23 protein-coding genes and 1 tRNA gene are annotated in these 25,361 nt (G+C 62.5%); 8 read left to right on the top strand and 16 right to left on the bottom strand.

The window, feature by feature from the left end; translation table 11 throughout:
* Positions 1 to 10 precede the first annotated feature (10 nt).
* The 7 genes from AB3X10_RS11430 to AB3X10_RS11400 all read right to left on the bottom strand — a co-directional run bounded on the left by AB3X10_RS11430 (position 11) and on the right by AB3X10_RS11400 (position 6,121).
* Positions 11 to 1,315 (bottom strand): arsenic transporter, encoded by a 1,305-nt coding sequence (locus tag AB3X10_RS11430; RefSeq protein WP_057681757.1) that lies wholly within the window; start codon positions 1,313 to 1,315, stop codon positions 11 to 13.
* 18 nt (positions 1,316 to 1,333) lie between these two features.
* The gene (gene arsH, locus AB3X10_RS11425) at positions 1,334 to 2,059 is read right to left on the bottom strand and encodes an arsenical resistance protein ArsH (RefSeq protein WP_057681756.1); all 726 of its coding nucleotides are present in this window, start codon (positions 2,057 to 2,059) and stop codon (positions 1,334 to 1,336) included.
* Positions 2,056 to 2,469, bottom strand: a complete 414-nt coding sequence (arsC, locus tag AB3X10_RS11420; RefSeq protein WP_081029746.1) for an arsenate reductase (glutaredoxin) — start codon at positions 2,467 to 2,469, stop codon at positions 2,056 to 2,058. The genes arsH and arsC overlap by 4 nt, the downstream gene beginning before the upstream one ends.
* A gap of 9 nt (positions 2,470 to 2,478) precedes the next feature.
* On the bottom strand, positions 2,479 to 3,009 hold the full coding sequence (locus AB3X10_RS11415) for an arsenate reductase ArsC (protein ID WP_057681754.1): 531 nt from the start codon (positions 3,007 to 3,009) through the stop codon (positions 2,479 to 2,481).
* Complete coding sequence (locus AB3X10_RS11410; protein ID WP_057681753.1) at positions 3,006 to 3,353, bottom strand: ArsR/SmtB family transcription factor; 348 nt, start codon at positions 3,351 to 3,353, stop codon at positions 3,006 to 3,008. The genes AB3X10_RS11415 and AB3X10_RS11410 overlap by 4 nt, the downstream gene beginning before the upstream one ends.
* A 112-nt stretch (positions 3,354 to 3,465) precedes the next feature.
* On the bottom strand, positions 3,466 to 4,563 hold the full coding sequence (locus AB3X10_RS11405; protein WP_057681752.1) for a UvrD-helicase domain-containing protein: 1,098 nt from the start codon (positions 4,561 to 4,563) through the stop codon (positions 3,466 to 3,468).
* Positions 4,541 to 6,121, bottom strand: coding sequence for an ATP-dependent nuclease (locus AB3X10_RS11400; protein WP_057681751.1), 1,581 nt, complete (start codon positions 6,119 to 6,121; stop codon positions 4,541 to 4,543). The genes AB3X10_RS11405 and AB3X10_RS11400 overlap by 23 nt, the downstream gene beginning before the upstream one ends.
* A 273-nt stretch (positions 6,122 to 6,394) precedes the next feature.
* Here AB3X10_RS11400 and AB3X10_RS11395 point away from each other — a divergent pair, with 273 nt between their 5' ends.
* Positions 6,395 to 7,447, top strand: a complete 1,053-nt coding sequence (locus AB3X10_RS11395; protein WP_057681750.1) for a DNA-binding protein — start codon at positions 6,395 to 6,397, stop codon at positions 7,445 to 7,447.
* 45 nt (positions 7,448 to 7,492) lie between these two features.
* Positions 7,493 to 8,119: an SEC-C domain-containing protein gene (locus tag AB3X10_RS11390; RefSeq protein WP_081029745.1), complete on the top strand. Its 627-nt coding sequence runs from the start codon at positions 7,493 to 7,495 to the stop codon at positions 8,117 to 8,119.
* A 3-nt stretch (positions 8,120 to 8,122) separates the two neighbouring features.
* Here AB3X10_RS11390 and AB3X10_RS11385 read toward each other — a convergent pair.
* The 6 genes from AB3X10_RS11385 to AB3X10_RS11360 all read right to left on the bottom strand — a co-directional run bounded on the left by AB3X10_RS11385 (position 8,123) and on the right by AB3X10_RS11360 (position 14,936).
* Positions 8,123 to 8,225 (bottom strand) — tRNA-Ile (locus tag AB3X10_RS11385).
* Between the two features lie 92 nt (positions 8,226 to 8,317).
* Entirely contained in the window at positions 8,318 to 8,869 is a 552-nt protein-coding gene (locus tag AB3X10_RS11380) for a 3'-5' exoribonuclease (RefSeq protein ID WP_057681749.1), read from the bottom strand.
* A 1,177-nt stretch (positions 8,870 to 10,046) separates the two neighbouring features.
* Positions 10,047 to 10,265 (bottom strand): KTSC domain-containing protein, encoded by a 219-nt coding sequence (locus AB3X10_RS11375; protein ID WP_369981550.1) that lies wholly within the window; start codon positions 10,263 to 10,265, stop codon positions 10,047 to 10,049.
* A gap of 6 nt (positions 10,266 to 10,271) precedes the next feature.
* On the bottom strand, positions 10,272 to 12,176 hold the full coding sequence (locus AB3X10_RS11370) for an ATP-binding protein (RefSeq protein WP_369981548.1): 1,905 nt from the start codon (positions 12,174 to 12,176) through the stop codon (positions 10,272 to 10,274).
* Positions 12,163 to 13,365 (bottom strand): SIR2 family NAD-dependent protein deacylase, encoded by a 1,203-nt coding sequence (locus AB3X10_RS11365; protein WP_369981546.1) that lies wholly within the window; start codon positions 13,363 to 13,365, stop codon positions 12,163 to 12,165. The genes AB3X10_RS11370 and AB3X10_RS11365 overlap by 14 nt, the downstream gene beginning before the upstream one ends.
* A gap of 365 nt (positions 13,366 to 13,730) precedes the next feature.
* The gene (locus AB3X10_RS11360) at positions 13,731 to 14,936 is read right to left on the bottom strand and encodes an alpha/beta hydrolase (RefSeq protein WP_369981544.1); all 1,206 of its coding nucleotides are present in this window, start codon (positions 14,934 to 14,936) and stop codon (positions 13,731 to 13,733) included.
* A 527-nt stretch (positions 14,937 to 15,463) separates the two neighbouring features.
* Between AB3X10_RS11360 and AB3X10_RS11355 the strand changes: the two genes are divergently transcribed.
* The 6 genes from AB3X10_RS11355 (at position 15,464) to AB3X10_RS11330 (ending at position 19,931) form a co-directional block, all read left to right on the top strand.
* Positions 15,464 to 16,102, top strand: a complete 639-nt coding sequence (locus AB3X10_RS11355) for a Crp/Fnr family transcriptional regulator (protein WP_369981542.1) — start codon at positions 15,464 to 15,466, stop codon at positions 16,100 to 16,102.
* Between the two features lie 255 nt (positions 16,103 to 16,357).
* The gene (locus tag AB3X10_RS11350; RefSeq protein ID WP_369981540.1) at positions 16,358 to 16,633 is read left to right on the top strand and encodes a hypothetical protein; all 276 of its coding nucleotides are present in this window, start codon (positions 16,358 to 16,360) and stop codon (positions 16,631 to 16,633) included.
* A 235-nt stretch (positions 16,634 to 16,868) separates the two neighbouring features.
* Entirely contained in the window at positions 16,869 to 18,020 is a 1,152-nt protein-coding gene (locus tag AB3X10_RS11345; protein ID WP_369981538.1) for an SPFH domain-containing protein, read from the top strand.
* A 19-nt stretch (positions 18,021 to 18,039) separates the two neighbouring features.
* Positions 18,040 to 19,377, top strand: coding sequence for a TFIIB-type zinc ribbon-containing protein (locus tag AB3X10_RS11340; RefSeq protein WP_369981536.1), 1,338 nt, complete (start codon positions 18,040 to 18,042; stop codon positions 19,375 to 19,377).
* Positions 19,374 to 19,625 (top strand): hypothetical protein, encoded by a 252-nt coding sequence (locus tag AB3X10_RS11335; protein WP_369981534.1) that lies wholly within the window; start codon positions 19,374 to 19,376, stop codon positions 19,623 to 19,625. The genes AB3X10_RS11340 and AB3X10_RS11335 overlap by 4 nt, the downstream gene beginning before the upstream one ends.
* 99 nt (positions 19,626 to 19,724) lie before the next feature.
* Positions 19,725 to 19,931: a hypothetical protein gene (locus AB3X10_RS11330; protein ID WP_369981532.1), complete on the top strand. Its 207-nt coding sequence runs from the start codon at positions 19,725 to 19,727 to the stop codon at positions 19,929 to 19,931.
* A gap of 264 nt (positions 19,932 to 20,195) precedes the next feature.
* On the opposite strand, the gene AB3X10_RS11325 is transcribed toward AB3X10_RS11330, so the two are convergent.
* The 3 genes from AB3X10_RS11325 to AB3X10_RS11315 all read right to left on the bottom strand — a co-directional run bounded on the left by AB3X10_RS11325 (position 20,196) and on the right by AB3X10_RS11315 (position 25,311).
* On the bottom strand, positions 20,196 to 22,145 hold the full coding sequence (locus AB3X10_RS11325) for a beta-N-acetylhexosaminidase family protein (RefSeq protein ID WP_369981784.1): 1,950 nt from the start codon (positions 22,143 to 22,145) through the stop codon (positions 20,196 to 20,198).
* Positions 22,146 to 22,312: 167 nt separating this feature from the next.
* On the bottom strand, positions 22,313 to 23,623 hold the full coding sequence (gene ectB / locus AB3X10_RS11320) for a diaminobutyrate--2-oxoglutarate transaminase (RefSeq protein ID WP_369981530.1): 1,311 nt from the start codon (positions 23,621 to 23,623) through the stop codon (positions 22,313 to 22,315).
* Between the two features lie 98 nt (positions 23,624 to 23,721).
* Entirely contained in the window at positions 23,722 to 25,311 is a 1,590-nt protein-coding gene (locus AB3X10_RS11315; protein WP_369981527.1) for an MBL fold metallo-hydrolase, read from the bottom strand.
* Positions 25,312 to 25,361 lie beyond the last annotated feature (50 nt).

Here is a 25,361-nt window from a genome sequence, read left to right as displayed (position 1 = left end):
GCCGACAGGGTCATTGAGCGAGCGGCAGCCAAATCCAGAGAGCGACGAGCGTGGCCAACAGGACCGGGGGCGTGAGGATTAGCCCTACCTTCATGTACTGTCCCCACGTGATCCGTTGGCCCTTGCCGGCGAGGACGTGCAGCCACAGCAGGGTCGCGAGCGACCCAATCGGAGTGAGCTTGGGGCCAAGGTCGTTGCCCACGACGTTGGCATAGATCATCAATTCGCGGGTGGCGGCCGGAAGATAGGCCCCATCGATGGCGAGCGCGCCCACCAGCGTCGCCGGCATGTTGTTCATGATCGAAGCGAGGCCCGCCACTGCGAAGCCGGTACCGATCGTGGCCACAAAGGTTCCCTGCGCCGCCAGCCACTCAAGCACCGCACTTGCCGCCTTTGTCAGCCAGGCGTTGCCAAGCCCATAAACCACCAGATACATGCCAACCGAGAACAGCACGATCTGCCAGGGCGCACCGCGCAGAATCTTGGTCAGGGCCATGGTTGCGCCTCGGCCGCCTGTCGCCCAGCGACCTGCAATTGCCATCAGCACCAGCGCAGCCACACCCGTCACCAAGGCGATCGGGACGCCTAGCGGCCCGGTTACGAAGTAGGCAACGAGCAGCAATGCGAGCAGGGGCAAACCGGCGCGGAAGACAGCCTTGTCGCGGATCGCTTGATGCGGCGCTTCAAGATCGTGGACCGGGTAGGTGCGAGGAATGTCGCGGCGGAACCAGAGCCACAGAACGATCAGCGTGGCGCCGACCGACACCAAATTCACCGGCACCATGACCGCTGCGTAGCGCCCGAACGAGACGTCAAAGAAGTTCGCGGTGACGATGTTGACCAAGTTCGAGACAACGAGCGGCAGGCTGGCCGTATCAGCGATGAAACCGCATGCCACAGTGAACGCCAGCGCACTCGCAGGCGGGAAGTTCAAGCGCAACAGAATGGCAAGGACAATCGGCGTCAGCAGGAGAGCCGCGCCATCGTTGGCGAACACTGCCGCGATCGCAGCGCCCAGCAAGACAATCAGCGGAAAGAGTTTCCGACCACTGCCGCCGCCCCAGCGGGCCACGTGCAACGCCGCCCATGCGAAGAAGCCGGCCGCGTCGAGGATGAGCGAGATGATGATGAGTGCGACGAAGGTGAACGTCGCATCCCAGACAATCCCCCACACCGTGGCGACGTCACCCCACCCGACGACGCCGGTGGCCAATGCTACAGCGGCGCCGGCCAGTGCCGACCAACCGATACCGAACCCGCGCGGCTGCCAGATGACGAATATAAGAGTGACGATGAAAATCGCGAGGGCAAGCATGCAGCGCTCCGACAGGGGTTAGATGGAGCGCTGATTCACGCGCTTGGACAGTTCTTCGGCGCTCTCAACACGTTCGGAATAGCGATCGGTCAGGTACGCTGAGCGACCACGCACCAGCCAGGTGAACTTCACCAACTCCTCGCATACGTCAGCAACGCGCTGATAGTACGCAGACGGCTTCATGCGCCCGGCCTCATCAAATTCCTGGAATGCCTTGGCCACCGAGGACTGGTTCGGGATGGTGACCATGCGCATCCAACGGCCGAGTACGCGCAGCTGGTTTACTGCGTTGAAGCTCTGCGAGCCACCAGACACCTGCATCACCGCCAAGGTTTTGCCTTGTGTCGGGCGCTTGGCCCCGTCGGCCAGAGGAATCCAGTCGATCTGCGCCTTCATGATCCCGGTCATGGCACCGTGGCGTTCGGGGCTGACCCAGACCATGCCTTCGGACCAGTACGCAAGTTCGCGAAGCTCACTCACCTTCGGATGATCCGGGGTGGCTCCGTCAGGCAGTGGCAAATCATGCGGATCGAAGATTCGCACGTCACAGCCGTACCAGCGCAAGAGTCGGCCGGCTTCCTCTGCCAGCAGCCGGGAATAAGAGCGTTCCCGCAGCGAGCCATAGAGGATGAGGATCCGCGGTGGGTGCCTTGGGTCGCCGGGCCCAGCTAGTGCGTCAACGTCGATCGGTGCAAGTTGTGCTGCGTCGATGCTCGGCAGATCTACGGCAATGCGATCAATCACGTCGACGCCCCGGCTGCGGTCACGATTTCGCCGTCTTCCTTGGTGAAGGAGGACACCGGGTTGTCCAGCAGCGCGAGCACCTTTTCGGACGGTCGGCACAGCGCCACGCCCCGGTCGGAAACAACGATGGGACGGTTGATCAGGATCGGGTGCGCCATCATCGCGTCCACCAGTTGTTCGTTGGTGAGCGCGAGATTATCCAAGCCCAGCTCCGCGTACGGTGTTCCCTTCTGGCGCAGGAGCTCACGAGGGGACATGCCCATCGCGGCGAGCAGCTCGACCAGCTTCTCGCGCGTGGGCGGCGCCTGCAGGTACTCGATGACCACCGGGTCTTCACCTGACTGGCGCATCATTTCCAGGGTATTCCGAGACGTGCCGCAGGCCGGGTTATGGTAGATCGTCAGCGTCATGATGATCCCTCAAGCCACGTCGGGTCGGGGCGACGTGGCGCCCTCGAACTGCCCGATGTCGCCTACCTGCGCCGTCAAGGTCGCCCGCGACAGCGTGTGGATCGGTAGCGCGACGAACGCCTTGATGCGGTTCTCCATGTACGCCAGCGCCTGCCGGAAGGCAGCGCGCTGCCACATGTCCCCGCGCGTTTCGTGGCTAGGGTCCTCGATGCCCCAGTGCCCGGTAACCGGCTGTCCTGGCCAGAACGGGCAGGCCTCGCCGGCGGCTTGGTCGCAGACGGTGAACACGAAATCCATGCGCGGGGCATCCGGCACTCCGAACTCGTCCCATGCCTTGGAGCGCAGGCCCTCGACTGGGTAGTCGGCCTGACGCAGCGTCTCGATTGCCAGAGGGTGGACCTCCCCCTTGGGGTGGCTGCCCGCGGAGAACGCATTGAAACGGCCATCGCCGATCTTGCGAAGGACGCTCTCGGCCAGGATCGAGCGGGCTGAATTACCGGTGCATAGGAACAGGACGTTAAAGGGCTGAGGAAAGCTCATGCGCAGGTCTCCACGGTACAAGGAATGACGAGGTTATTGAGGGGGCCGCAGATGTCCGGATTTCCGGAACAGCAGTCCTCGGTGAGAAATTCAAGAAGCTGACGCATGTCCTCGTAGCTGGCGGCGTACAGGACACGCCGCCCGTCGCGCCAAGAGCGCAGAAGGCTCGCCCGCTCCAGGGTCGCAAGGTGAAAGCTCATACGCGGTGGCGGAATCGCGAGCGCTTCGGCAATTTCACCCGAGGGCATTCCGTTGGGACCAGCGCGCACCAGCATCCTGAATGCGGCCAGACGGTCGGAGTGAGCAAGAGCAGACAGCGCTGAGACGGCAGAGGCATCGTTCATTCGCCGATTCTACAACGATCCTTGTAGGATGCAATCATGTGGGTGTTGCCGCCTATCAAGCCAATTATTTCTGGGCCCGGGAACCGCCAATGCCAAGAATTCCAACGCTTCTCTATGTGCTTGCGCTGGCAGGGACATAGAGCTGATGCCCCGGCAGCGTACACACGCCGGCGTACACAAATGCCACGCTTTGCCGTGCCCGGGTAAAGGCCACGTAGTATTTCGGTGGCGCAGTGATACGCGCCGCATCTGCGGTGCGCAGGTACTGCGTCAACGGCCCGTTGGGGAAGATTAGGACCCGGGGATAGGTGCGGCCCTTGCACTGCCCGAAGTTCACCGCAGGAAGTCCGTCGCAGGCTTGCCGCCGGTCATGCCGAAGCACGGTGGGGGCAAACTCCTGCATGTACGCAGCAACGTCCCCGGGAGCGACGAGGTAGATGCCGTCGTGCCCCGTGACCTCGCCATTGCCTGATTCGGTGCGGGGCATCTGCGGATAGAGCGTGTCGGCCATATCGCACAGGGCTTGGACGCAGCGCAGACTGATGAGACGGTGGTCGAGCTGGCATAAGCCGTCCGACTCCCAGATCTGGAACAACGCCGCCAGGTTCGGCCCGCGATATTGACTGTGCCTTTGCGCATAGTTCGTGGCATACGTAGCTTGGCGCGTATCACCTACCAACGTAATGGCGATAGCGCTCTTCAGCAGCAGCTCGACCAGATCCAGATCGTAGCCGGCGAGGTCCTGGACCTCGTCGATGTAAAGCTCGTCGTACATGGCCGCCAAGCGCGCCATCACTTGACCTTGGGTCAGCTCATCGCAGCGCACAGCAAAGTCGGCCGCCCGGTCGGAGTACATCCGGTTACCGGCCAAATAGTGTCGCGCGACCTGGGTGCGCGGGGCCCGGTTGTTGGTGAGACCTTCCACGAACAGGATGGTCTCGACCCGAGGCTCGGCGCAAAGTGCCGCCTGGTACGGACGGATGCACTCTCGGAGCAGGAAGCCATACCAGCTATGCAACGTGACATGCGCGGGGACCGCGCCGGCGTGGACCTCAAACGAGCGCCGGATCTCTTCTAGATTTTCCAACGTGTAGGTGACAATCGCGATGCGGCGCCCAGGTCGCTCCAAGGCCTGCCGGACCAGTAGCGTGGTTTTGCCCGAGCCTGCCGCTGAGAGCAGTACCCGGTTAGGCGATGGCACGCTGGACATAGTCCGGGAACCTGATCGAGTGAGGGCTGTTGAAGATCGCCAGGGCCGTATCGGTCTTATGGCCTTTCATGTACTTGAGCAGCGCCACCTCATCGGCGAAGGTCTTTCCCAGCACGGTGTTGAGCTCAGCCAGCGAATTGGCTTTGATCAGTTGCTCTTCCAGCGATGGGGCACTTTCGTCGGAGTCGTAGTAGATCGCGGTGAGGTGCTCTGCATAGCGTTCCTGCACAACGGCGATGTCGCCATCGTTGTCGGTGATCACCTTGGCCTGAATCTTCAGCCGATCCGCGATCTGCAAGAAGCGTTTGAATGCCAGCGATTTGACCGAGATGATGTCCACGCCATGGGCCATCGGCGCCACGCCGTGGTGGTCGCTGTAAGCACGCTGCACGATCAGCTCATCGGACGGTCCTTCCACAAGGATCGCCTGTTTGGCCAGGATCAGCCGCAGCGTGTCGTGACCAGGCAGCTTCATGAAATAGTCGTGGGTGTCGCTCGGCAGCTGGTCCAGCTTCATCTGGCCCTGCGCACTGAACAGGATCACGTTGTCCACGCCCAGCTTGTTCAACACGAAGCTACTGTGGGTGGCGATGATCACCTGTTGGGCGGTGGAGAGGGCTGCAATCTTGTCGATCAGCTGGGTCATGCTGGAGAAGGACAGATGATTCTCCGGCTCCTCGATCAGCAGCACGTGGGCCGCGCCCGCCGCGTGCATCGCCAGCTTCATCTTCACGGCGCTCTGTTCACCCTTGCCGGCCTGGGTGAAAGGTAGCTCATCCAAGTACGGTGACAAGCTGGTTTCCCACGTCGAACGCGGCGATGTGTCCACACCCACCGTCAGTGCTCGGTGGCTGATGTCCCCGGTGTGCTCGGTCAGGTAGGCATTGATGGCCGCAACATCCGCTTCTTCGGAAAAACTCTGCCGCATGCGGCGGAAGCTCAGCGACAGCGAGACGCGTTGGGCAGGCGTCAATGCCTGCTCGATGATGCCGGCGATATAGCGATCGGCACCGGACAAGGTCTTGATGCCGTGCGTGTCGATGATGGTCGAGTCGAACGGAATACTGCGGGCGGTGACGCCATTGTTGGCGAAGGAGTACCAGCGCACCGTGTAGTACTCCACCGGCAGGCTGACCGCGCCCTGGTGCTGCTGCAGGTAGGCGCTGAACTCATCGCGGTAGTCGTCGTTGAGCTCAACCAGCAACCGGATGCCGGCGGTGTCTTGGCGCAGCGAGTTGTTGGTGCCGCGCAACGAGGCCAGCGCGGCGTCGCCGCCCATATAGGCTTCGATGGAGATCCGCGGCGGCGATGCCGGCGTCCCTGCAGCAAGCGTCGCCAAGTACTCTCGCACCGTGGGCTGGTGAAACAGGTGAGGCGTTAGCTCGTAGGCAAGGTTGCGCCCATGCAACTGCCCGGTGACCACCGCGTGGATGGCCTCCAGCAGGGTGGACTTGCCCACCTCGTTGTCGCCCACCACCAAGTTCATGTGGGCGTTGAGCGGCAGGTCCAGATGCCGAAACGACTTGAAGTTGTCGATGACGATACGTTCGATCGGCATGCACAGTCCTTTGATGACCAACGGGCTCGGTGGCGGAGCCTGGCCGCACCCTGGCTGGCCTCCTTTCCGCTCTGGGCCATACTACCCAGCGATCGCCGGCCTTGGGCGGTTTCGTACTATTTGGGGCGCTAGGAAGGGCAAGAATCGGCCTTACGCGGGATAATTCAATATTATCCCGCTTGATGTTTGGGTCGCTGGCTCGGCCTTCTTTGGCGTTGAGTAGTACGTAATTACATGGTATGTAATACATTACGAAATAACCGGAGAGGACGCATGGCTCGGTCTGGCTTGTACAAAAGCGATGTGCAACGTGCCCGGGACAGCCTCCGGGCCGAAGGCAAGAACCCCTCGGTAGACGCCGTCCGCGTGGCGCTGGGCAACACGGGGTCCAAAACCACCATCCACCGCTACCTGAAGGAGCTGGAAGAGGAGGACGGGCAAGGCGTAGGCGCCAAGATTGCCGTCAGCGACGCCCTGCAGGACCTGGTGGCTCGTCTGGCCGAGCGGCTGCACGCCGAGGCCGAAACCGTGGTCGCTCAAGCGCAAGAGCGGTTCCAGGCCGAGCTGCACGAGCGCACCCAAGCCTTGGAGCAGGCCCGGCAGGACACCGGCAATCTCAGCGCGCAGCTTCAGCGCACCGAGACGCTGCTACAGACAGAACGCCAGGCGAGTGAAGTGGCCAGGGGCGAAGTGGCCAGCCGCACCACCGAACTGGCCCAGCTGGAGGAGCGCATTGCCGGCCTCACGGCGCGGCTGGCAGAGCACGAAAGCCACGCGCGCTCCCTGGAGCAGAAGCATGAGCATGCCAGGGAAGCCCTTGAGCACTACCGCACATCGGTCAAAGACCAGCGCGAGCAGGAGCAACGCCGGCACGAGCACCAAGTGCAGGAACTACAGGTCGGCCTGCGCCAGGCCAACGAGGCATTGACCGCCAAGAACCATGATCTTGTGCAGCTCAACCGGGAAAACGGCCAGTGGCTGGAGCGTCATACTCGACTGGAAAAGGAGGTGGCGCAGCTGCGTCAGACCATCCAGACGCAACAGGGCGAGCTCGATACGCTGCGCCTGACGGCGGCCGAACACCAGGCGGTGCAGGTGCGCTGGGGCCAAGACGCTCAGAGTTTGGACACCGCTCGGCAAGACCTCGCACAAGCCAGAACCGAGCTGGCCCAGGAGCGCGAACGACGCGAGCAGGCCGAGGCGGAAACGCTGCGCGCAACCGTGCGCCTGAGCACCTTGGAGCCGCTGTTGGCCCAGCTACAGCCGGCCAGTGCCGGCGGCAAAGGCGCCAAGCGGATCTCATCGGAAGAGACGCCGGCGCCATAGCCTGCGAAGAGAACACCCGGCGCAACGATCACAAGGAGCTTTGGCATGAGCGGAATAACCACCACACCCCCGGAAATCACCCGTGCCGTGCGGCGCCTGACCGAATCCGTCGTGCGCGGCGCAGAGCCGGTCTATCTTGATGTACAGCCGGAAGCCGACGCGATCGTGCACGAGTGCTTTCCCAACGTGCAGGCCAAGGTCGCGCGCGACGGTGGTCAGATGCTGTGCGGGTGGCAGCTGTGGGAATGGCCGCACGTGCTGGTTGAGGCAGAATTCCATGCCGTGTGGGTCAGTCCCGCAGGGGAAATGGTCGACATCACGCCAAAGCCTGAAGGTGAGACACGCATTCTCTTTGTGCCGGATCCGCGAAGACGCTACGAGGGCCTGGCCATCGACAACGTCCGCATGCCATTACGCGATGACCTGCTGATCAAGCACTTCATCCAGATGTCCGAAGCGATTGTCCAGGTGATGAACCGCGGCGAGCGATCATCCCAGTATGGCGAGGTCAGCGTGCCCGCCAATGAAATCCAGCCTCTTCTGCAGGCCAGAGACTTTCTGGGCCAGTCACTCGGTGCGGGATTGCGCGAGCATGCACCGTGCCTGTGCGGCAGCGGCAGCAAGTACAAGCGCTGTCATGGCGCGCAAGTAGAAGCATTCTTCCGTCGTTGACGGTGGTGCCCCTGGTCGGAATCGAACCGACGTGTACGCGCTTATCTGGCGCGTGCTCTCACCGGGGTATAAGGCCGGCGCTCTGACCAACATGAGCAACAGGGGCGTGATCGATCGATGCGATCACGCCGGTATTCGAGGGTCGAGCTGGCACAGGCGGTTCATGGGGCAAGCATACCGGGGATGGACGCCATGCCGCTATCCCCGGGCGCGGCGATAGGAGTGGGCCCACGCCGGAGCAGGGATGCGGTCGGTGGCCACCAGCCAAGCCATCCGCAAGGCCTGCGCGTCCACCAAGGCATGGTGGCGCCTGGCCCTATGTTCCGGATGGGCCGCGAACCAATCTTCCACCAGCAATCCCGGAAGGCCTTCCTTGGACATGCGCGTCATGACCGGGGCCGGCCGGGGGCCGCACGCAGCAACCTGGGCATCAGGGAGCTCAAACCCATCCAAGGCATACCGCAGCAGCTGAAGGTCGTTCGGGAAATCCGCCATCACCGCCGGCGCGTCGGCCTCGCTGAGGAAGGCGCGCAGCTCGGTCGTCAGGGCGGCATCCGGCAGGGCTGCGTCGCCGCGGTCTAGCAGCGGGTAGACGCTTTGACGAACGAAGTCGGTGGGAGCCTCGGGCAGGCTGGCTCGCTCAGCGTAGAAAAGGCGGTCTCCACCTTCGTTCACCAGCGCCAGACTCACCAGCTCGCTGCCCGTTACATCGGCCCACTCGGTGTCCAAGAAGTAGTACGTGGTGGCCATGATTGAATGGTGCCACAGCTTCCCGGGGAGGGCCGAGCCTGGACGTGCGGCCGAGGGTAGAATTCAGCGATCCATCAATCGGTTAGCGAAGATCTGGCCGTGTTCGTAACGATTCCCTGCCAACCCTCTACGTCATCAACAACCGCGTGGACCTGCACGGCCCTTGGGCTGGCTGGCGACTGGCCGACCGGGATTTGGTAGCGCCTTCTGGAGAACGCATCCCCGAACGCCGGCTGCGCGGCCTGCTGTGGCGAGCAGACGCTACCGACTTACGTGACGCAGCACGAAACCGAAACCGTCGATGGTGAAGGTCGTTGTTGTGCATCTAGCTAGATCGCAGGTTCAGAGCGTCGCATAGCGCGAGAAATTCAGTGAACCAGCCCTTCCCTCGTAGTTGAGGGTTCACCGAGATGCTACTCAAGGTGAGTACGCGGACGTCTTTCCATAGCCGGCAAGATGGTGATGAGCGCGCTTGATCCACTAGCCGCAATTCAATGCTGGGAATCTTATTCAACTGTGCATTGCGCATCATGGACGTTGCTCCTTTTGCTGATTGTCCGTCTATGACCGGCCTCGTTTGAGAAATTAGGAGTGGTTGCAACTGTGCCGTGCCGGGGCGCTTTTCTCACGCTGGTGGTGGTTTGCGTCGGGACTTGGTCTTGACTTTAGAGGATGCCGCATTCGGGACTAGTGCGGCACATGCCTGCTAGGGCAGATCGCTCAAACGTTCCAGTTGGTCGGCGCGGACGTGCGCCAGCGCGGTCTGGATCGCCAGTTCGCGCAACGCCTCGGCGGCGCCCTACTCTGCTGATAACTTACTTGTTATAAGTGATGATTATCGTCAGTACATACGCCATTTCATAGCGTATATTGTATAATATGAAGTGAAATTCTACCCCCGCGGCCTTGCTAGCGACAACTGCCCATCTGGAATTGCCGGAACAACTGGCCAAGCAAGCAAGCAAGCCGCCGACGCCGTGCGCGAACTGCTGGCCGAGTCGGCTGCCGCTAACACCACCCGCAGGTACAACTCGGGGCAAGGCCGCCTGTGGAGCTGCTTGTCGCGATCGGCTGCGGCGACCTCGTTAAAGAACTCGAACAAGGTCTTGTTGTTGTTGACTTCGAAGGCACCGAGCTGAGCGCGACTATTCTTCCGATCGAGGTTTACAATCGACATTCAGGCGCGGCCGTAACGATAATGGCCCTTGATGGTTGAGGCGAGGAAACTTCCCTTCGACGAGGCTTGGTCGAAGGCTTGCGCAATATGCGCTGGCACCTCGTAATAATGATAGCGGATGCTGTTGAGGAACTCGACCTCTAGCAGGAGCTGTTCCTCATCGTAACGGATCGCCGCGATGTTCGAGGAGGTGAAGGGCGCGAAATCTTGCCATGCCATGGGCGGTTATTCCTTCTTTGGAGGGGGGGATACGGGGTTCTGCTGCAGCCAGTTCTCGACGAAATAGCGATAGTCCGCGGCAATATGGGTCCGAAGGTTCCAGCCACCAGGGGTCATCGATTCGTCAGGCGCGGCTTCGTCGCAAATGAGCGGATCCTGGCTGTCGGGGCGACGGTCCCGAGGCGGTGCTTGGATCATCGTGCGCATTGGCAAGCGGACCGCTTCGCCGAGGATGATCGCCTCTCCGGTGCGAAGCACCGGGAGCATGCTGGTCAGGCCCTCGAGATTATCCGAAAGCGCGCTCGTCACATGCGAGCGATCCGTTGCATTGCTCAACCGCATCGCGAAGAATGTCCCGCATTGTGACAGGATCGTCGGGTTGATCTCTGCGGGGCGCTGGCTAACGATCATCGCGCCAATCCCATATTTGCGCCCTTCCTTGACGATGCGCTGAGTCGCGATCGAGGCTGCGCTGCTGCCATTGTCGCCAAGGTAGCTGTGCGCTTCCTCCATCACGACGAGCAGCGGGCGTTCGCGCCCGCCCTCCGAGAGGTTACGCGCCCAGAAAAGTCCATCGTAAAGAACGCGCAATATGTTGCCGATGATGTCGTTCGTCACCGTCGAGGGAATACCCGACAGATCGAGGATAGTGATCGGCTTGTCGCTACCGAGCCATTGCCCGACGAGATCGGCGAGCGTCTTGGTCGTCTTGCCATGGGGGTCAGGATGCCAGTCGCCGGGCTTCAACAGGAAGTCGTAGCGAGCGACACGAAGCCGGGCGCCGAGCGCCTCAAGCGGCCCCCGGATGTTGAGAACGTCCGGGAGCCAATTGATCTTCTCCGGATCAGAGGCGACATTCTTTACCTTGCGAAAGCGCGGTGGGACCGCGGCCTGCGCATCCCCCACGATCTTTGTGCCGGAAGCATCGCATTCATAGGCCCAGGTCGCCTGATCTAACGGGTTCGCGCCGCCAGCGCTGAGATAGGTTCCGAACTCGCGGCAATATAGGTCATGCCAAAGCTTGTTGAGCGAGAAAGGTATCGGACTATCGGCGGTGATGCTTGCGGGATCGACACCGGTGATCGGCTGCGCCGTCAGGCTTGCGATCTTGGCCTCGAGTATTTGCTCGAGGATGACGTTGCGTGCTTTTCCATCGGGCGGGAGGCTTCCGAACGTCACCCGCATGAGCTCGTCGAAGCTCAGGGCCCAGAATGGAATGCACAGCCGGTGTTCGTTGATGTTGCGGACATCCGGGGTGATCTTGAAAATGTTCGCGCGGTCGCTAAGCGCCTTGGCATATTCCCCGTGAAGGTCGAGGACGACTATGCGCGCGGAGGGAAAGCGACTCTCATCAGACAGGACATTAAGAAGTCCGGCGACCGTCGTCGACTTGCCAGAGCCGGTCGTTCCCACGACAGCGCTGTGGCGGGTTACGAGCTTGTTCACGTCGACCAGCGCGTTGATCGACTCGCTTCCTGCCACATGGCCGACGCGGACCAGATGGTTTTGCTCATCCGATCGTCCGTAGATCGCCTGAAGGTCGGCCTCGGAGACAAGATGAACCTCATCCTCGAATGTCGGATATTGCGATATGCCGCGCTGGAACCGTCCTGTCCTGTAGCCCTCGCCGACCAGCTGGACCGTCATCCAGCGCAGCCCATTGGGCATCGAAAGTGCGGCCTTCTCTGGAACCGCGCTCGCCCCGACCTGCGAAACGATCCCATAGAGGTCGACATACCCAATCGGGATTTTAACGAAGCTGCCGATCTGGCCAATCTTGTGGCCTTGGCCGTGGACAAAGCTCAGGCCCGAGAAGCGGTCCGACGTCAAGGTGACGCTGACCGACGTCCCGCTAACGTCCTGGACCGTGCCGATGACGGTCGCCCGATCAGCTAGGTCAGACCGGATCATTGTTCGTCCCGTCGCCGGAGAGACCACGAAGCAGCGCGCCGAGTGCAGCAAAGTCGCCGAGTCGCACAGTGACCTTGTCGCCGTCCTTCACGAGGATACTGGGCGGCAACACAAGGTCATCTGCCCCGTCGCCTGTCCAGTCACCCGGCGTGCGGCCGATGATCGCCTTGTCGAACCCCAGCAGGCTCAGATTCGGGGTCGCCAGCGCACACTGGCGCGCGAGCTTGTAGCTCTCTGTTTCTAGCTCGCCATGGACAAAGGCAAAGACATGAGCAGTCGGGTTCGCCTCAAGGCTGCGGCATATGACGTCGTTGATATGCTCGTCTGCGAAGGAATAGCCGCAGATGAAGAGTAGCGACGACGGCGCGAGGAGGAAGGCCTTCAAGCGATCAAGCATCGCGAGATAGGGCATCTTGCGGCTCTGATCATATTTGAGATGCGACGGGTAGATCAGATAGCTCTGCTTATCGGTCTTCTGATCGGTTCGAACGACGTCCGTCTCGTTCTCCAGGCGCCAGTTGAGTGAGCCATGGATTTTCCATAGCCGAGTCCATCGCGGTGGCAATAAGCCCTCATCCTCAACAGCGCCGAGGTCGAAGAAAGCCTTCCGGGCGCCGATGAAGCCGTCGAAATAGGGTGCTGAACTTTCCTCAAGGGCCTGCTCCATAAGCAAGTCGTAATTGGTTGTAAAGAGATGGACGGGCCGCTCACGGCGGATCGAGCGACTCCAGATCGCAAGATTGTGATAGGGGCTGTCCTTTGTCGGAAGCGTGCGGGTGACCTCCTCGGAGATTACATCACAGACCTCGGTATCGAGTACTTTGAGCTCGGCTGCTGTAAGACCGCGCACATCTCCGATGCCAGCCACGCTCGCGAACACGCGGATGCGGCTAAGGATGAGCTCGATATTGCTGCTGTTGCCGCCATCCTCTTTCACGATCTGAACGATCTTGTCCCAACTTTTGGGCTTTGCGGGGTCCCCGCTCGACAGGGCCTTGGCGATCACCTTCGTCAATCCGGCCACATCCCAGATCAATGGATCGGTGATAGTCTTTCCATCCGCCTCTCGCTCATTGACGCGGATCGACAGGGGGCATCCTGCGCCGAGAAAGAAGCCGATAGGCTTACGGTTCTGCGACAGCGCCTGCTGAATGAAACTAATCTGTCGAACCGGATCATGTTTGTGCATCTCGCCCCCTAGAGTGCATTAGTGAAACATCACCTTTTTTTGAGCAAAATAAGATAAACCTGGATACATTGAAACCTGGCCCGACCCAACCTGATCAGAACTTTACCGATCACGTGTTAGCGAACGAGGTATTCCGTCCGCGCGCCTTGTGTGATGACCAATGCTGGGGTGCGTCGTCGTTGCTATGAATGAAGCGAGAATGACAGGTTATGGCCGACAGATCCCCTCCCCTACCCGCGATAAATTTGCCTAATCCCCCGCCCTGCGCAATGTCCGCTCTCGGCCAGTAGCGGACACGTCGTCCGACGGCGGCATCCTCCTCAGCCTGGCAGCACGGCCAGGCGAGGTCATGTTGGGTTTGTGGGCTAGGAGCAAATCGGCACGCTCCCAACCTGCAGCGGCGCTTCCTCGCCGGCGGCAGGCCCAAATAGCTGCCGGATCAGTTCGCCCCACTCCTGAGTGTCTTCCATGTAGGCCGTGACACCGTGTTGGTGTCGATTGCCGTTGCTCGGCTTCGGGAAGTCGACAACGACCACAGGCGATGGCTGCCCGGGTCGCTCTAGCGCTGTCCTGACCTCGCTGCATGCACTCTTTGGCTGAGTTGCCATGCACGTAACGCCGAACTGTTCGCATCCGACAAAGTGCTTCGTCGTAGCTGAATCCTGCGCACTCGTCCCTAGGACCAGGCGTTTTGGAATCACCCCAACCAAACCTGAGCCCGCCTGCTTGTTCTGGGTGAATCGATCAAACGCAATCGTTGGTTGCGCAGGAACCAGCATCGCTACACGGAGATCTGCAATTCTGGAGGGGATGGCGTACTCACCCTCCGTCTGCCCCGCCCGCTCGCGGATCTGTTTGCTCCAACTCTTATCACTGAAGTCCTGGAAGCTCGCACCACCATTGCCGAGAGCGTTGACAACGACGTAGGCCCCAGAGCTATGCGTGAATATCCGTAGTTTGGTGTTCGGATCCAGCTGATTCAGTATGCGCCGAAGCGATTGTCCGACGTGAGGGCCGTTGTACTGAGCCTCCCCCCAGATACCAATTCCCGTCCTGTTGGACAGCCCGTCCCAGTACATTCGCACTACATGTGTTTTGGGGCGCGCTTGCTGGATGTAATCCTGGAATGGATCCAGCCACTTGTTGGCCTTTTCGAAATTGTTGTTGAAGCCATGCACTACCAAAAGCACATCGCTGGCTCCCTCGTGATTGAACTGATCGGCGGCCCGACGCACTAGCGCACGCTGTACCAAGTCCCAGTCGCTATCGAAGTTCCCGGTCGGCTTCACTTCGGTAATTCGGAGAAGTTTTTGCCAATCAGAAGATTGCCGGCGCGCCTGCCGCCGAAAATGCGCCTCCAGACTTGCTTCCTTGAACTTGCGTCCCCATACGCCCCACTTGCTGACATACACGTCGCCAGGCGGGTAGAGATCTCCGCGTCGGTCCATGAAGAACGCAGACTGCTCAGTGCGTCGCTCTTCTTGTGTGTAAACAATATTACGCAAGGTGCTGCAGCCAATAGTCAGCGACGCGGCAATCAGAACCAGGCACAGCCTTTGGATCCGAGACATGACGACCCCCTGAGGTCAGCTCCGATGCAATACAGTTCGTAGTCTGGCGCATTGGAAACAAGAATAGACTGCGCCAGTCTCAGAATAATACAAGGCGCTCGATTGGGCGATAGGCGAAGTGCTGCACACAGATAGCAGCGCTATCTTCCGGTAGGCGTAAATCGGCTTCCGGCCAAGAGCGGGCATATGCCCTACCCCCGACAAACCTCCTTAATCACTAAATTTCTATCCAATTAAGCAACATGCGAACTTTTAATCAACACGATTCGGTGCCAAGACCATCATTCCAGAGCGAAGCTCGAGCAAAGGTTGACTTAGCAGTCAACCGTTATTTAGAAGTGAGCGCAAGCCTCTTCCCCAAGGCTCGCCTGGCTACAGATTGGTGGAATCGTCATCCCGAATGGCGCCCCCTTGGATGTGCTAAAAAACCACGAACCCAACTTGTCTGCAACGGAAATAGTTCACAGCCCCGCCGTCTGCGCTGGTAGACAGAACTTCTCCGCGCACCTCCATGCTACCGAGACGCCATGGCTATAGAACCGAACAGCCTGATCCCCCAGGAACTTTTGAAGGAACTGGTTGCGGTCGGCGACACTCGCCGCTACGCCTCCGGGGAAGTCCTGGTTTCCGAGGGCGACATGGCCGATGCGGTGTACATCCTGGTCAGCGGCAAGCTCAAGGTGTTCACGTGCGACAGCAGGGGGCGCGAGCTGGTTTACAACGTCATGCGGCCGGGCGAATTCTTCGGGGAGATGTTGCTCGACGGTGGCCGGCGATCCGCCTCGGTCAAGAGCACGGAACCATCCGAATGCGTCGTCGTCGCGTTTGCCGAGTTTCGCGAGTTCATGGAGAAGAACGCGGCGTTCGCCGAGTTCCTGATCGTGACCTTGATCAGGCGCCTTCGCCATGCGACCAGCCAGGCGCGCAGCCTTGCGCTCAGTGGCGTGTACGAACGGCTGGTGGATCTGATGAATGCGGAGGCCGTCGAACAGGATGGCCAGCGCATCATTCCTGCTGCATTGACCCAGCGAGAAATGTCCGCTCGGGTCGGCGCGACGCGCGAGATGGTCAACCACGTCATTCGCGATCTGCTGCGGGGCGGTTTCATCGCCAAGAATGGAGGCTCACGGTTGGTCTTGGTCAAGCCTCTTCCCGGGAAGTGGTAGTCACTCCATCCAATCGATGAATCAAGACGCTGCAGGCGTTTTTTCGCACCGCCAAAGAAACGGGAGGCCGTTTGGCAAAAACGGCCTTTGCTCATGGCGATCCGCACGCTCCAACACAATCCCCACGAAGCCTTAACCCGCGCTCCCTATGCTACCGACGCGCCGGACGACGCCTGCCACGCCCTCACGCGGATGCGTGGCGCGCGGACCACGTCGCCGGACGCTCACGGACATCGACATTGCAAAGGAGACTCTATGAAGAAGCTGCACGTTCTCATGTTCGCCGGATGCCTGCTGGGCATGAGCTCGCCGGCATTCGCCGAGGTCGTCAACCTGACCAACAGCGCCGATGGCGCCAATCGCGATGCCGGCATCGCCGCGGTGAAGAAGAAGCTGCAGGAGGCCTGCACGTCGCGCAAGGGCACGCCGGATCTCGACTCGTTCGAGGTGGTGTTCGAGAAGACCAGCCAGAACCCGGATGTCCCCAAGCCCTACTACGTGGATGGCAAGCTCAAGTGCAATCTGCCGTAAGGCTGACGCCGGCGCTGCGCCATTCCGCGCCTTGAATCCCATCGCCGAACAACGCCGCGCTCCCGCGGGGCGTTGTTTTTCGGCGTGCCGCGCGCCGCGATTGCCCGCTCGGAATGCACAAGGCAGCGACACGCCGGGACCAGCCCAGCCCCCTCCTTCACCCGTCGCCCGCTGCTGATATAGTCCGGCCAGCACGATGGGCACGGTGCCCATCCACGAATCACAGGGAGTTGTCATGGGTCTCGTCCAGGCGGTGTCAGGTGCGGTCGGCGGCGTTCTCGCCGATCAGTGGAAGGACTTCTACACCGTGCCGGCGGGCCTGCCGCCGACGGCGGCGCTGTTCGCCGCGGTGCCGCACGGCAGCAACGCCGGGCGTGGTTCCAACACCGGCGCCTCCTCGAACATCATCAGCAACGGGTCGAAGATCGTCGTTCCCGAAGGCTACGGGCTGCTGCTGGTACAGGATGGCGCGATCACCGGCTTCGTCGCCGAGCCGGGCGGCTACGAATGGCGGTCCGACGATCCGAATTCGCAGTCGATCTTCGCCGGCGACGGCCTGGTCTCGCCGCTCATCCGCCAGAGCTGGGAGCGTTTCAAGTTCGGCGGCCAGCCGGGTTCGCAGCAGGCCGCGTTCTTCGTCTCGCTGAAGGAGCTGCCCGACAACCGCTTCGGCACGCAGTCCGAGATCTACTGGGACGACGGTTTCCTCGGCACGCAGGTCGGCGCGGTGACGCGCGGCTCCTATACGCTGAAGATCGTCGACCCGATCCTGTTCGTGAAGAACTTCGTGCCGGCCCGCTACCTGCAACCGGGCCAGGTGTTCGACTTCACCGACCTCGACAACGCCGCCGCCAATCAGTTGTTCAACGAGGTGGTGGGTTCGCTGGCGCCGGCCTTCAGCCTGTACACGAACGACCCGGGCAAGGGCAATCGCATCACCAAGCTGCAGCAGGATTCGCTCGGCTTCGCCAGGAGCCTGTCCGATGCGGTCGAGCAGGCGTACCAGTGGCGTTCCGACCGCGGCCTGGCCATCGTCAAGACCGCGATCGTGTCGATCGAGTACGACGCGAACACGCGGGAACTGCTCAAGACCGTGCAGCGCGCCGATGCGCTGGCCGGCGCGCGCGGCAACTCCAACTTGCAGGCGAGTGTGGCCCAGGGCATCCAGTCGGCGGGCGAGCACGGCGGCGCCGCCGGCCTGGTCGGGGTGGGCATGGCCACCGGCCTGGTCGGTGGGGTCGGCGGCCTGCAGCAGCCGGTCGCGCCCGCCGCGCCGGCGGCCGACGATCCGGTCGCCAAGCTGAAGAAGGCCAAGGAGATGCTGGACCTGGGCCTGATCACCCAGAGCGACTACGACGCGGCCAAGGCCAAGGCGCTGGGCCTGTAGGACGTCGGGCGCCGCGATCATGTCCGACTCCAGAACCCCGCCGCCCTTGCCGCCGGTGCCGCCGCCGTTGCCGGCGGCGCCCGTCGCCGGCCCGGGATCGCCCCGGGATGTGCCGCCCTTGCCGGGCAGTTTTCCGCTCGACCCCGCCACCCTGCCCGCGCCGATCCGCGACGAGTTGCAGGCCCGCGACCCGCTCGCCATCGACACCGCCGCCGACGAGTTGAAGGACGGCCTCAACCGCTGCCCGAAATGCGGCGCCACCGACATCCGCCCCAAGCTCGGTACCGACCTGCTGGTCTGCCAGTACTGTCGCAACGAATGGCACGGCACGCGGGTCGAGGAGGTGTTCGGGTTCGGCCAGGGCATCGGCGAGCTGCGTGGCACGGTGATCGCTTCGGGCGCGCGCGACATCGCCGCGGACGCCGCCAGCCTGATGAGCTTCAAGTGCAGCGGCTGCGGCGCCGAGGTCACGATCAACACCGAGAGCACGATGACCGCCCGCTGCCACTGGTGCCGCCATGTATTCGGCGTCAACGAGCAGGTGGCCAACGGCGCGGTGCCCGACGCGGTGCTGCCGTTCCACATCAGGAAGGAGGATGCGGTCGCGCGCATCCGCCAGTTCGTGGACAAGCGCCGCCTGTTCGCGCTGAAGGCCTTCAAGGAGCAGTTCACGCCCGAGAACGTGGCCGGGGTCTACCTGCCCTACATGATCGTCGACGGCAACGTCAGCGCCAGCGTGGCCGGCAAGGGCGAGATCAAGACCCGCGAATACACGCGCGGCACCGACAAGAACAAGAAGACCTACTACGACGCCGACGTGTACCAGGTGGAACGGCACGTGGACTTCACCGTGGACGACCTGCCGCTGGAATCGTCCTCCGAGCGCGGCAACCTGGATACGCAGGCCAATACCAACAACATCATCAACACGATCCTGCCGTTCGACACCAAGAACGCGGTGCAGTGGAACGCGTCGTACCTGGCCGGCTTCACCTCGGAAAAGCGCAACCGCGACGTCGAGCACCTGCGACCGCGGCTGGAGGACCAGTTGCTGTCGATCGCCCGCGCCCAGGTCGAAGACTCCGTGGACCGCTACGACCGCGGCGTGCGCTGGGAGCAGGAGCGGCTGGAGGTCCATGGCACGCGCTGGGTGTCGATGTACCTGCCGGTGTGGCTGTACTCGTACCACCAGCCCGGCCGCAACGGCGGCATGCTGCACTACATCGCGGTGAACGGCCGCACCGGCGAGACCATGGGCAGCGTGCCGGTACAGCAGTGGAAACTGCTGCTGGCCGCGCTCGCCGCCGGCACCGTCCTCGAAGCCCTCGCCCTCTGGATCGTGGTGGCCACCTCATGAGCGACGACGCTGGACTCTGGTTGCTGCTGGCCGGCCCGGTGGGCGCGACCGCGCTGTACTGGACCCTGTACCGGTATTACCGCAACACCGACAAGTCGCACGCCTTCGAACGGGAGACCAGCGTCGAGGCCAAGCCGGTGACCGGCTCGGATCGCAAGGTCGATACGGTGACCGGCACCCAGGAGCGGCGCATCCGCGGCGACAACGTGCGCGAGTATCGCGCGCGGGTACAGCGGGACACCGGCTGAGGCACGTTGCAGATCCATGCCGCGCCCGGCGCCGGACCTGGAGCGGCGGGCACGACGGTGCGGACAGGCGATGCATCGCTGTAACTCGATGATCCATCCATGACGCGATTGTTCCGCGCCTGTCAGGTCGCGCACCCGATCCTACCGTTCGGCGCCTTTGCGCAATCGCCGTTGCAGCCCCGCGATCTGCTTCGGGCTGAACTCCTTGGCATGGCGCCGGAGCAACTCGAGGATCGCCGCATGCGCCTCGCTGGTGCGGCGCTGCAGTTCCTCTGCCGCGGCTCGCTCGATCGCCAGCCACTGTGAGCGGGTAGTGCCGGTGGGGCCTACATGACGTTTGGCAGTCAATGCATCTGTCCGGTTGGAAACCTGCGTTGGGCCGATCTGGCCGGCCAGGCGCCAGTCTACCGCTACTGCGCCAGCGCCGAGCCGTCTCCGGACGCCGGCATCGCGCGCCCTCCGCTTCACCGGTCATGGGCGGGTCCGAAAGCGGTGCAAGCTGCCCTCCCCTGCGTTGCCGCCGCGCGGCGAGCGCCGAAGCTGCCGCGCGGTTCGTTCCAACCTACGTGCTCATTTCCGCACGCGTGGCAGATACACGAGCGCAGGCGCATCGGCCACGAACGTATCGAGGACGCCGTCCGCGACCTTGACCGGACCCGCAAAGCGGGTCGCGCCGGGAATCGACTGGATCGCGCTGGCCTTGGCGGCGAGCCGCTTGGCCTCTTCGAAATCGCGCAGCGCCGCCTGCTCGCTGGCCAGCGCCGCCGTCACGCCATCGACGCTGAGACGCAAGGAACGCCCCCACAGTTGCGTCGCGTCCAGCCACGGCCCGGCTTCGGCCACGAAGCCCTGGGTGGCGGCACCGGCGCGGATCCGCTCCGGCGCCGCGGCAAGCGCATCGGCCGCCTTGCCCAGCGCATCGAGTGCGGTCTTGCTGGCCGCTGGGTCGCCGGCGGCGACCGCGTCACGCACATCGTCGATCAGCGACTTGAGTCGGGGCGCCTGCGGCTGCCAGGGAAGATGGCCGAACGTCGGCGCCAGGTGCTGCGTGTCGAAGAAGGTCAGCAAGGCCTGGGTCACGACAGGATCATCCCCGGCAAGATCGCGTGCGGCGGCGCGCCAGGTCCGCTGCGCATCGTAGCCACGGTCGTTCCAGGCGAACGCCAGCAATCCCGCCACCGCCGGCCTGCTGGCGACTTCCTGGTTCATCGGATTGGCGACGATCCCGCTCAGTTCCTCCGCCAGCCCGGCCTGGCGGCGATCGTAGGGCGCCATCAGCAAGCGCCCGGTCGTCTCGGCGAAGTCGTTGACCGGGTAGTTGTCCCACAGCAGCGTCTTGCGGCCGAACGCCTTGGTCGCGCTCTTCGCATCCAGGACCGAGATCGAGGACGGCACCACGTCGGTACCCGTCCACTGCACCACGACGCGCGGATCCAGCGCCTGCCGCAGCGCCGCCTTGTACGGCGATTCGGTGACGTTGAAATACTCGGTCGGCACCATGATCAGCGACCCGTGGCCCGCCGCGGCGATATCCGCCTGCACCGCATTGAGCAGCTTCGCCTGCGCGGCCGCGGCGGCGCTTTCGCCCGCGGCACCGAACGCCGCCTCGTCGCCCTTGCAGTTCCATTTGGTGTATTCGATGTCGTCGAACGCGACGTAGAAGCTGCGCACGCCGCGTCCGCGCAGCGCCGCGAACTTGCGCCGGATGGCGTCCAGGTCGGCCGGGTCGCTGTAGCAGACCGAGGGGCCGGGCGAGATCGCATAGACGAAATTGACGTGCTCGCGGTTGGCGACCGCGACCACCTTGCCCAGCGCGTCGAGCGTGTCGGCCGGATACGGATCGCGCCAGCGGTCGCGCGCGTACACGTCGTCCTTCGGGCTGTAGATGTAGGTGTTGGCCTTGAAGCGCGCCAGGAACGCGATATGCGCCGCGCGCTCGGCCATGCTCCACGGCTTGCCGTAGAAACCCTCGATGGTGCCGCGGACCGGCATCGCCGGATAGTCGGCGACCGCCACGGACGCCACGCGTCCGCGCGCGACGATCTGCCGGAACGTCTGCGCCGCGTGGTACAGGCCGTCGCTGTCCTTGCCGGCGAGGACGATCAGCGCCCCCTTGCCGCTGGCGACGCTGCCCAGCGCATAGCCTTCCTTGCGCTCCGGCAAGGCGGCGCCGGTGCGTGCCAGCGCCTTGCGCACCGGCGCGGCGTCGCCGCTGCCGAGCACCACATACACGGCATCCAGTTGCCTGGGCACGGCCGTCGCGACGCGGATCTGTTCGACGCCGGCTTTCGTCAAGGCATCGCGCACCAGCGTCTCGGCCGCTGGGTCGGTGCCTTCCGGCCGCACCAGCACCACCGAGGCACCTAGCGCGAAATCCGCTCCGGTCATGCGCACCGACGCCGGGGCGGGAAAGATGGCGGGCGCGGTAGCGGCGATCGCCGGGCTTCCGGCAAGCAGCGCGAGCGCGAGTACCGCCTTGGCCAGGACGGCGTCAGCGCAGAACGGTCGGGATTTCCGCATCGAACGACTCCATGCCACGAATTGGTATTTGAGTGATTCCTGAATGGTATCTACCAATGGCGGCGAAGTCGAGGTGCGGCATTCCTGTCGGCCTCTACCCTTTTCTCGCGGAATGCTTCCTGTCTTGAATCCGATGACCCACGGCAACTGGTCCTGCGCCGACGTGGCTAAGCGCGGTTGCCGAACTGCGCGTCGACCGCGGCGGAAAGGCGCTCCAGCCCGTCCAGCAGGACGTCTTCCTCGATCGTCAAGGGAGGGATGAGCTTGACGACATTTTCGTCCGGTCCGCATAGCTCGACGATCAGCCCCTTTTCGAACGCTGCCTGGGAGACGCTGTCGGCGATACGTCTGTCCTGGAAGACCAGGCCCTGCAACATGCCGATCCCGCGCACTTCGGAGATGTGCTCGGGAGCGGAGGCTTGCATGGACTGCAGCGCCTCGGCCATCAGCCGCGATCTGTATTCGATCGCATTGCAGAACCTGTGGTCCTCCCAGTATTCCAGCACCGCCGTGGCGGCAACGAACGCAAGATTGTTGCCGCGGAAGGTTCCGTTGTGTTCGCCTGGCTCCCAGCGATCCAGGCCGGGTTTCATCAGAACCAGGGACATCGGCAGGCCATAGCCGGAGATGGATTTCGACAGGCAGACGATGTCGGGATAGATTCCGGCCCGCTCGAAACTGAAAAACGCGCCAGTGCGGCCGCAACCCGCCTGGATGTCATCCACGATCAGCACGATGTCGTGCTTCTTGGCCAGCTCGGCCAGGCGTGCGAGCCATGCGGAGGATGCGACATTGATGCCACCCTCTGCCTGCACCGTCTCGACGATGAACGCTGCTGGAAGGTCGATGCCGGACCCGCTGCGCAGAAGCAGCGCCTCGACGACGTCCAGCGAGTCGATGTCCTTGCCCAGGAAGCCGTCGTAAGGCATGCGCACGACGTCGTGCAGCGAAACGCCAGCCGCCGCGCGCTTGGACGCTCTCGCCGATGCGGCGAGCGAGGCCAGGGTCATGCCATGGAATGCGTTGGTGAAGGCGACGACGTTGCGCCGCCCGGTTACCTTGCGTGCGAGCTTCAGCGCCGCCTCGACCGCATTGGTCCCGGTCGGCCCGGTGAACTGCAACCGGTAGTCGTAGCCTCTCGGCGACAGGACGACGCGTTTGAACTCCTGCAAGAAGTCACGCTTCGCAAGCGTGTGCAGGTCGAGCGCCTGGATGACGCCGTCGTTCGTCAGGTATTCGATCAATCTGTCGCGCACGACGGGATTGTTGTGCCCGTAGTTGAGCGAGCCGGCCGCGGCGAGGAAGTCGATGTACTTGCGCCCGTTCTCGTCCTGCAGAACGGCATTCCTTGCCGTGGAGAAAACCGCGGGGAATCGCCTGCAATAGCTTCTGACGCCCGATTCGACCTCGGCGAACACCTGGAAGGAGTCTTGGATGGCTGGGGTTCCATCAAGCTCGACGACTGCGCATACCGACATTGAACGCTCCTTGATTCAATTGGATTGATCCCGCGCGGCCTGCATGGAACGCCCCGGCATTGCGCGAGCAGCTCTTCTCGGCGGAAAGCCGATCCATCTCAGAACTCAAGTTCTCGGCTGCAAAAAAGACGTTCGCCGGGAATGCCTGCCTGCTTGCACTTGTCCAGGAACATGTCCGATTCGACCAGCTGAATGCTGTCCGGCTCGTATTTCAGGCCCATCATGTACTGCAGCCATGGCTCCTGCCCCATCGCATAGATGAATACCCTTGGCGGCTTCACCTCGCTCAGTACGTTCCACGCACGTTCGCAATTGGCGCCGGAGAGGCGCCTGGATTCGTTGTTCTTGCGGCTGACCGGCTTTCCGAGCAGCGGCTCGTACAGCCAGGCAAGCGGCGCGCCATGGCACTCCATGCCAAGGAACAGCGCGTCGATCTTCCCTACCCTGCGCATCATCCGTTGGTAGAGCATGCCGTCGACGCCATCGGAGTCGATCAGGAACATGAGCTTGCGCCCCTTCAGCGTCAGTGCGATGGCATGCTTGCTGTAGATGCTCAGGTCGGCATGCTCTCCGGTGAACGGCAGGCTGAGAATCTCCCCTTCGGGAACCTCGACGCGCTCGAATGCGTCCAGCACTTCCACGTCGTCGAACCCCAGGGACTGCAGCATCAACTTCATCGACGGATCGGCGACGTTGCCGCTGTTGTTCGCCGGCACGATCACCTTGCCGATCCGATGCCGGAGCTGGATCAGCATCTCTGCGCAGAAGTGATCCTGATGGGAGTGGGTCAGGACCACATAGTCGATGAAGTCGGGGAGATCGTTGTAGGTGAATCGTCCATCGCCCTTGGTCTCGAATGCCACCATCGGATCGAACAGGATCGATGTCTGTTCGGTCTGGAACAGCACGCAGGCATGGCCGAAGTAGCGCATGCGGATCCCGGCGCCCGCATAGCCATTGACCCCGTTCGTCACCGGCGGCGTCGTGGTGAAGAATTCGGCGAACGCCGGGGCGGCATCGGCGGCCACCCCGAACAGATCCGCAATCTCCTGGAAGGGCCTGGCCTTCGTGCGCATGCCCGCGAGCGCGTCCATCCTCTTGTCGGAGAACTGCATGTCGAAACGGAAGGAATCCTTGCTGTCCAGGCGCGGCGTGCTCATGAAGAAATGCCGCTCCTGTTCGCCGGTCAGCTGCAGGAAAATTTCCTGCTTCCCGCTCATGCCTTCATCGTAGACGAGGTCTTCGAAAAGCCGGATGCTCGGATGGTCGTTCGTGTCGTACAGGCACTCGACCAGGCCGCGCAACGATTGTGGGAGCTTGGAATAGAAGCCATTCAGGGAAAACCCGTTGGCCTCGGCCTGAAGCGTGGCGCTGAAATTCTTCAGGTCCTCGGCAAAGGTCAACACCGGGGCGTATCGATCCTGGGTTTCCGCTATCAGCTGTTCGACGGCAGGCACATCCTCCAGCGCAAGGCTGACGAAAGGGCCCCCGTACATCTTCGGGTCGCTGCTCGCCGCCAGGTGCGCCGCCGGATTCGTCACGAAAGACTGCATCAGTGGCAAGAGCCGGAACTTGAGGTTCATCGCCAGTTGCACCGGGGCGATCAGATATGGCCATGCATACCAGCCGCAGACGAGCGGCTCGATCTTCGTCCCGGATTTCAGAAAAACGGCATCGTTCGGATGCATTGAATGTCCTTATAAGGTGTTTGCTTCTGGAGATGCGAAGGAGTCGATGG

Origin of the sequence: Xanthomonas sp. DAR 80977, from assembly GCF_041240605.1 — a bacterium.
Taxonomy (GTDB): domain Bacteria; phylum Pseudomonadota; class Gammaproteobacteria; order Xanthomonadales; family Xanthomonadaceae; genus Xanthomonas_A; species Xanthomonas_A bundabergensis.
The sequence above is the reverse complement of the archived record's forward strand: the minus strand, read 5'-3'. Positions and strand labels throughout refer to the sequence as shown.